This is a genomic window from Candidatus Ozemobacteraceae bacterium, from assembly GCA_035373905.1.
GTDB lineage: Bacteria > Muiribacteriota > Ozemobacteria > Ozemobacterales > Ozemobacteraceae > MWAR01.
The window spans coordinates 1-7,097 of sequence record DAOSOK010000076.1; the positions used below are offsets into that span (position 1 = coordinate 1).

The window sequence follows — 7,097 nt, forward strand, 5'->3', positions numbered from 1 at the left end:
TCATCCACCGATTGCTTGCTCACTTTACCGTTCTTCATGGGTCCTCCTTGGACACATCCAGTATCTCAAATCCGTGTCCAGAAAAACCGGGGGCGGTTCACATTCGTTACAGGGAAGAGCGTCGTCTTCGCTCCAACGCTTCTTGCAAACGGCAATGTCATGGTTCCGTACAAGGATGAAAGCGATGGGAAAGGAAAAATCGCCGTCTATAATGATGCCGGCGATCTTGTCGTCGGTGCGACCGTTTTCGCCGACACACTGGTCGGCAGTTGGAGACTGCCTGCGACGCTGACGGACGATAACGCCCTATTCATCGGGTATACGGACAATTCAGACTCGAAAAAGGCGAAGTATGTGATCATGAATGCCGACGGAACCGTCGCTGTCTCACCGACGGCACTCAAGGGCGGTGTATCCTATCCGCTCCATGCCACAAATGTCGCAACGGTCAACAAGCTGGCGATATTGTACAAGGACACGGCAACGACGTCCTTCTGGTTCGACTTCCTGAGCGGTTTCTGACGACCTTTCCGTTTTCCGACAACCGGGTCCGGCGATCATCCGAACCCGGTTTTTTCTTCGACTCCATAAACGGACATCTCGTTTCTTACATATCATGCGATATACATGAACCTCCTGTATGGCGTTCAAGCTTGAAGCCTGTAGCCTCTGCAACATCTTATTGAGTCCTGCATATCAAAAACCAGCTTCGTGTCTCCGTACGTGCTGAGCTTGTCGAAGCACGAACAGCCACTTGCCGATGATTCCTCATTTCGCCCTTCGACAGGCTCAGAGCCAACGGGAGGCTTTCATTCTGCAGGAATCAATATTGGAAACAATGCCACGCGAATCTGGCGCTCGTCGTCGGTCTCATTCCCCTTCAAAAAAATGAATTGAAATTCCTTCGCATTGGCTTGTAACATATGCCTCGCGTATCATTCTCGCTTACCTGCGGTTCCATATCAGACATCGTATCGGAGGCTTCCATGAGGAATTTGGTTCCCCGCGTTCTTCTCGGGTTGTTGCTTGCAGCCCTTGTCGTTTCGTTCACCGCATGCCGGAATACCGGCTACGGCGACTTCGATTATGTCTATCCCGCCGAACTCGGCTCGGGCATCATCCGCGGCACGATCACCCGGACGCCGGGCCTTTCGATTCGCGCCGCCGTCCCTGTGCCGGTCGCAGGAGCAGAAGTCTGGCTCGAGGAGTTTCCGTCACTCAAGGCCGTCTCCGACGCTCAGGGCAATTACCGCATCAACGGCGTACCCGCCGGAACCTTCCGTGTGGTCGCAAAATACAAAGACAATGTGACCGTCTATAAAATGCGCTCGACGTCGAACACCCTCGTCGAGAAGGATGATAAGGTCGTCGACCTTGGCCTGCTCACGGCGACGAACATCGTCCGCGGCGTCATGACTGACGAAAACGGCGCCCTCCTCCCCCAGGGCACCCCCGTCTACCTCTGGGGCGAGGTATTTTATATCGGCCAGAATGGTTCCTTCGAGACCCCTCCCCTTCCGACGTTCGAGGGCTTGAACTCGATCTTCGATCTCGTCCTCAATCCCGGCCAGGCGAACCAGTTCAACATCCCCGTCTCCTTCGTCTCGGCCGAGCGCCCGCTTGAAGTGATCATCACCGTTCCCACGAGCGGCGGGTCCTCCGCATCGGCGATGCCGACCGTTCTTCTCGTCGCGATGAAGGATAACGCGATCAGAACGACCGCCTCACCGAATGAGCAACTCACCGTCACCGGCGTCATCACGCCCGCCGACACGTCGAACGACAATCTCGTCTGGTCTGCCACCCGCGGCACGTTCGGTAACGACACCCAGACCGACGGCGGGAAGCGGATCCGCACATGGACCGCCCCCGACACGGCCGGGATCGCGACGCTCAGCCTCCGCATCACCGCCGCGAACGGCAAAATCGCCACTGCCAGCCTCCCGATCCTGGTCGGCGCCAACGTCACCTACACCGTCACCTACAACGGAAACGGCAGCACCGGCGGTACCGTTCCGGTCGACGGCTCGACCTACGCCAACGGCGCGAATGTCACCGTTCTGGGAAACACCGGAAATCTCGTGAAAACCGGCTTCACCTTCGCCGGCTGGAACACCAGCGCCGACGGCACCGGCACCGACCGGGCCGCCGCCTCGACCTTCGCCATGGGCAACGCCAACGTGACGTTATATGCCAAGTGGACAGCCAACCAGTCCTATACCGTTACGTATAACGGCAACGGCAACACCGGCGGTACCGTGCCGGTCGACGGCTCGACCTACGCCAACGGCGCGAATGTCACCGTTCTGGGAAACACCGGAAATCTCGTGAAAACCGGCTTCACCTTCGCCGGCTGGAACACCAGCGCCGACGGCACCGGCACAGACCGAGCCGCCGCATCGACCTTCGCCATGGGCAACGCCAACGTGACATTGTATGCCAAGTGGACGGCCAACCCGACCTTCACCGTCACCTACAATGGCAACGGTAACACCGGCGGTACCATGCCGACCGACAACAGCGCCTACGAGAGCGGCGCGAATGTCACCGTCCTGGGAAACACCGGCAATCTCGTCAAGAACGGCGCCAGTCCGCTCGGCTGGAATACGCAGGCGAACGGCGCCGGAACGTTCTACCCGTTTGGCGGCACTTTCTCGATGGGCACGGCCGATGTCACCTTGTATGCGGTGTGGCCGACAACGTCGGTCGATAGCCTGCCATTCTCGCTGGTCGTGAAGTGGACGAATCCTGAAGCAGCCAATTACCAGTTCAAGGTCGTGAAGTCGATGGTCACGACGACGATCGACACCTTCGGGGAAGTTGATGCGCTGGCCGGGGCTGATGTCGTTCTCGACTGGACGACGAACGTCACGCAGGCCACCGTGCTCGGCCTAAAGTCGAATACGACGTATTACTTCGCGATCGCCGCCAAGAAAGGGGCGTTCCAGTATCTCTATCCCATGTTGTCACCAAAAACGACGAATATCCTGTATCCGAACGTCGTCAGCCTGGCCAACGGCGATCTGATGTTTGCCTACAAAGATGCCGCCAGCAACCTGGGCAAGGTCATGGTCTGTGGCACCGATGGCGTCGTAAAGGTGCCGCCGAGGAATTTCTTTCCCAATAACTTTACCGTGGCCGACACATTCAATACAAAGTATGATCTGGTGGTCAATGACGCAGGCACGGTCTACATAGGCCACGCCACCAACGACGGAGTCAAGGGTTATTACTACACGCGAGTCAACAGTGACGGGTCCTGGGTTGGCAGCGCCATTGTCGCGGACAACTACACCGCCTTCATCTTGGGGCCGGAACTGGCGATCAACGGCAACGGTCTGTTCCACTACACTGCCGGCGACTGGAGTCTGAGCAATCAAGGGTCACGATATGGACTGGTCAAGATCAGCGACAACTCTATTGTAAAGGGCCTGACGACGGTCAATTTCGGCGGTGGAGGTAACGAGATTCGGGGCCTCGCCGTCTGCGGCGTTGGCACCGACAAGTTCATGGCCTTCGATTGCGCGAACCAGGGCAGCCTCGACCTCTACTACAGCGTCTACGACAACGTCGGCACGGTCACCAAGGCGCGGGCGAAGATCGGCAACATCCAGTCGGCCAACATTGCCGCGCTGAAGTTGAGCAACAACAACGCCATGGTCGCCTATCAGGACGCCACCGTGAATAAAGGCACGGTCCGGGTCTACGACGATGCCGGCACGCTGGTGAACGGGCCGGTGATCTTCGGCGTCGTGGCGTACAGTTGGCGGATGCCCATGGTCAACACCGACGACAATCGCGTTCTGATCGCCTACGGCGATGGCTCGGACGGCAACAAAGCCAAATACGTTGTTCTCGAAACCGACGGCAGCGTGTCGGTCCCCGCCACGGCGCTTCCTGCCGGGGCCGCATTTCCGATCGGTGCCACCAACGTCACGACCGAGAACAAGATCGCCATTGTCTACAGGAGCGCCGCGAGTGACGTCTACTGGTATGATCTCCTGAACGGCTACTGAGGAACAACCAGACAACCGGGTTCGGCGAATGTCCGAGCCCGGTTTTTTCATGGTTCTCGCCTCATATCCTCACGCCGTTCTATATTTTTTGCTATATATGCCATGAGGAGTCTGCGGGAATGAAGCATCTGAAACTTCTCTTTGAAAACAATACTCATTGGGTCAAGAAGGTCGAGCGTGAAACCCCGGGGTTTTTCCGGAAACTGTCGGCGATTCACGAGCCGAAATACCTGTGGATCGGGTGTTCGGACAGCCGGGTGCCGGCGAACGAGATCGTGGGGCTGCTTCCCGGGGAGTTGTTCGTACACCGGAATATCGCGAACCAGGTCATTCACACCGATATCAACTGCCTGTCCGTGATCCAGTATGCCGTCGACAACCTGAAGATCGAGCATGTCATCGTGTGCGGCCATTACGGGTGCGGCGGGGTCAGGGCGGCCCTCGAGAACAAATACCATGGGTTCATCGACAACTGGCTCAGGAACCTGCAGGAAATCATCCGCATCAAGCGTGCCTCGCTCGAGCGCGTGAAGCGTCACACCGGCAGACTCGATCTCCTTTCCGAGCTGAACGTCGTTCGCCAGGCCCTCAACGTCGGGGACACCACGATCGTCCAGGACGCATGGCGCCGGAAACAGCCTCTGACCGTCCATGGATGGATCTACTCGCTGAAGAACGGCCTGCTGAAAGATCTCGGGATAAGCGTCTCCTCGATCGCGGAGCTCCAGAAACTCGAATCCCGCTATTTCTCGGAAGGATGAATATCCTTCGATATACGTCTCGACTCGATGAACCTTCAGGATTGAAGAGCTCCCGTTCGCCCTGAGCCTGTCGAAGGGGGATTTCTCCGATCGTGCTTCGACAGGCTCAGCACGATCGGAGGTGGGCGCGCTTCCTGTCCTGCGGAGAGCAAACGCCCGGAGACGGAATGAATCCGCTTCCGGGCGTTTCCGCTATTCGCGGCTCTTCACTTCGGGACGTAGACCCCCAGGAGCTTTCCATACCAGGAGCTCTTCGTGCCGTAATCCATGTTGGGGCCGTCGTTGATGAAATGGCCGGGCCCTGCCTTCACGACAATGTCTCCGGCGACCGGGTCCGAGGTGCCGTAGCTTCCGGCCGCAACGACGATCACGGCGCCATCAGGAATTCTCGGATCGTGCGGGTTCGTGATCGGGGGGTTCAGGGTCGAGTCGAGCCGCTGGAGGCCGGCTTCGTCGAGGCGGGACTGGCCGCCGTTGAGATACTCGGCAAAATGGCGTGCATACGTGGATTTCATGTTCGGAAGGTCGCCCCAGTTTCTGAGCTTGCCGTACCCAGAGCTCGTCAGATAGCGCCAGACGAAATTGAAACAGTCGCCGTTCGATCCGCCACCATGATGACTCTTTGCATAGGCGATCAGGCGCTTCATCTGCTCGCGTCCGGCGTCCGATATAGACACCCCGTTCTGGTCGGCCTGCTGGCCGGAGGGAGTCTGAGACGCCGCCTGGCCGGAGGTCGTCGGGGAAGCAGTCTGGGAAGCCGGGGAAACCGGTGTCTGCGCCGTCTGGCTGGCGTTCGGCCGCACGGCCGTTCCGGCGCCGGCTTCATTCTGCGTTTCCGGGGAAGCGGCAGGGCTCGACCCGGTCGAAGCGACTTCCGCGGCATTGGCGCTTCCGCCGAAAATGCTGCTGAAGAGCTGGCTCAATGCATCGAAGAATGTTTTGAGCGCCTTGAAAAACGTGTCCAGCGCGGAGCTCAGATCCGATACCGCCGCACTGACAGCCTGCGAACCGGACGACTCCGCCGCAGACGCAGCATCCACGTTCGACGCGGCATCGGAGGAGGGCGTCGTGACGACCGGCGCCGAAGTCTGCGTCTCATTCCCGGTTGCAGGAACGAAGCCGTCGCTCTGGTCTTCCGCCACAGTCGCAACGGCGACACTCAAACACAGAAAGAGCAGGAGAACCGTTTTCCGGCTGAACTGCAACATACGCATCGACCTCCCGATAAATTTTCACGAATCGTCGTTCCACAACAAGGAAAACGAAAGAAATTCAGTCCCCGTTACGCTCAAATCCGTTCGCCCGATACAATCGCATCCTCCGCCCGCACGTTTCGGCCCGCGCTCATGGCCTCGCCCGGGCTTGTCTCCACATGAGACAGAGTATGGTATACTTTTTTTTAGAGAGATTTTCCACCGATTGCCGATAAGAAGAAAGACTTTCGCCCGCTCCCGGAAGAATTGCGCCAGGCACCCATCTGCAGAACATCAGGAGAGAATCGATGAAGGAACATGTTCTACCGGCACTTTGCCAGACGCTTGCGGGGCTCCCGGCCGATCGCCGGTCGGTCCGCACCATCAAGCGCATCATGCGGTGCATGGAAGCCAGCCTCGGCGCCACCGCCGTAGCCCTTGTCTGCAAGAACAAGCGCAGCGACGAACTCGAAGTCACCCAGAGCCACAACATCTTCCAGGAAGCGGCCAACGCGTATCGCCGCCAGGTCGGAACCGGCGCGATCGGCCGCCTGTTTTACTCCGAACCTCTCCTGATCATCAAGCGCGACGCCAATCCCGAAGAATACCAGGAGTTGAAGATCGAGACCGACTATCGGCTGGCCGTCGCCGCACGGGTCTCCTCATCCGCGGGCGTGTACGGCTTTTTCGTCGTCTTCTTCGAGACCGATCCGCAGGACTCTCCGCTCGTCATTCAGCTCGTCCAGGCCGCCGCCGGGCTTTGCGGCGCCGCGAAAGAGCGGGAAGAACTGCTCGACGCCCTCGACGATCTCCGGCGGTATGATCCCGACACCGGGCTTCTCTGCTACACCTACTTCATGGACAGACTCGCCGAGGAGCTCGCGAAGTCCCATCGGTACAAGCTGCCGCTGTCGCTCATCGTGATGGACGTCGACAACTTCAAGCCGATCATCAAGTCCTGCGGCTCGCACTCCGGCATCGAGCTCCTGCGCGAACTCTCCGACGCCCTCAAGTTCTGCATCCGCGGCGTCGACATCCTGGGCCGGTTCGGCAGCGACGAGTTCATCATGTACCCGGCATTTCCGGGGTTTCATGTACACTCTGCGGGATTTTTCATGTGGTAGAGG

Annotated in this window: 5 protein-coding genes; 4 read left to right on the forward strand and 1 reads right to left on the reverse strand. The window is 58.7% G+C overall.

What is annotated here, in order from left to right:
• The 3 genes from PLU72_20150 to can form a co-directional block, all read left to right on the forward strand.
• The coding region (locus PLU72_20150; GenBank protein HOT30497.1) for a hypothetical protein at positions 1–522 on the forward strand (522 nt) is incomplete at its 5' end.
• A 464-nt stretch (positions 523–986) separates the two neighbouring features.
• Positions 987–4,016 (forward strand): InlB B-repeat-containing protein, encoded by a 3,030-nt coding sequence (locus PLU72_20155; GenBank protein HOT30498.1) that lies wholly within the window; start codon positions 987–989, stop codon positions 4,014–4,016.
• A gap of 119 nt (positions 4,017–4,135) precedes the next feature.
• Positions 4,136–4,777 (forward strand): carbonate dehydratase, encoded by a 642-nt coding sequence (gene can, locus PLU72_20160; GenBank protein ID HOT30499.1) that lies wholly within the window; start codon positions 4,136–4,138, stop codon positions 4,775–4,777.
• A 206-nt stretch (positions 4,778–4,983) separates the two neighbouring features.
• Here the strand turns inward: can and PLU72_20165 are convergent, their stop codons facing one another.
• Entirely contained in the window at positions 4,984–5,985 is a 1,002-nt protein-coding gene (locus PLU72_20165; GenBank protein ID HOT30500.1) for a hypothetical protein, read from the reverse strand.
• A gap of 293 nt (positions 5,986–6,278) precedes the next feature.
• Here PLU72_20165 and PLU72_20170 point away from each other — a divergent pair, with 293 nt between their 5' ends.
• On the forward strand, positions 6,279–7,094 hold the full coding sequence (locus PLU72_20170; GenBank protein ID HOT30501.1) for a GGDEF domain-containing protein: 816 nt from the start codon (positions 6,279–6,281) through the stop codon (positions 7,092–7,094).
• The last annotated feature ends 3 nt before the right edge of the window (positions 7,095–7,097 follow it).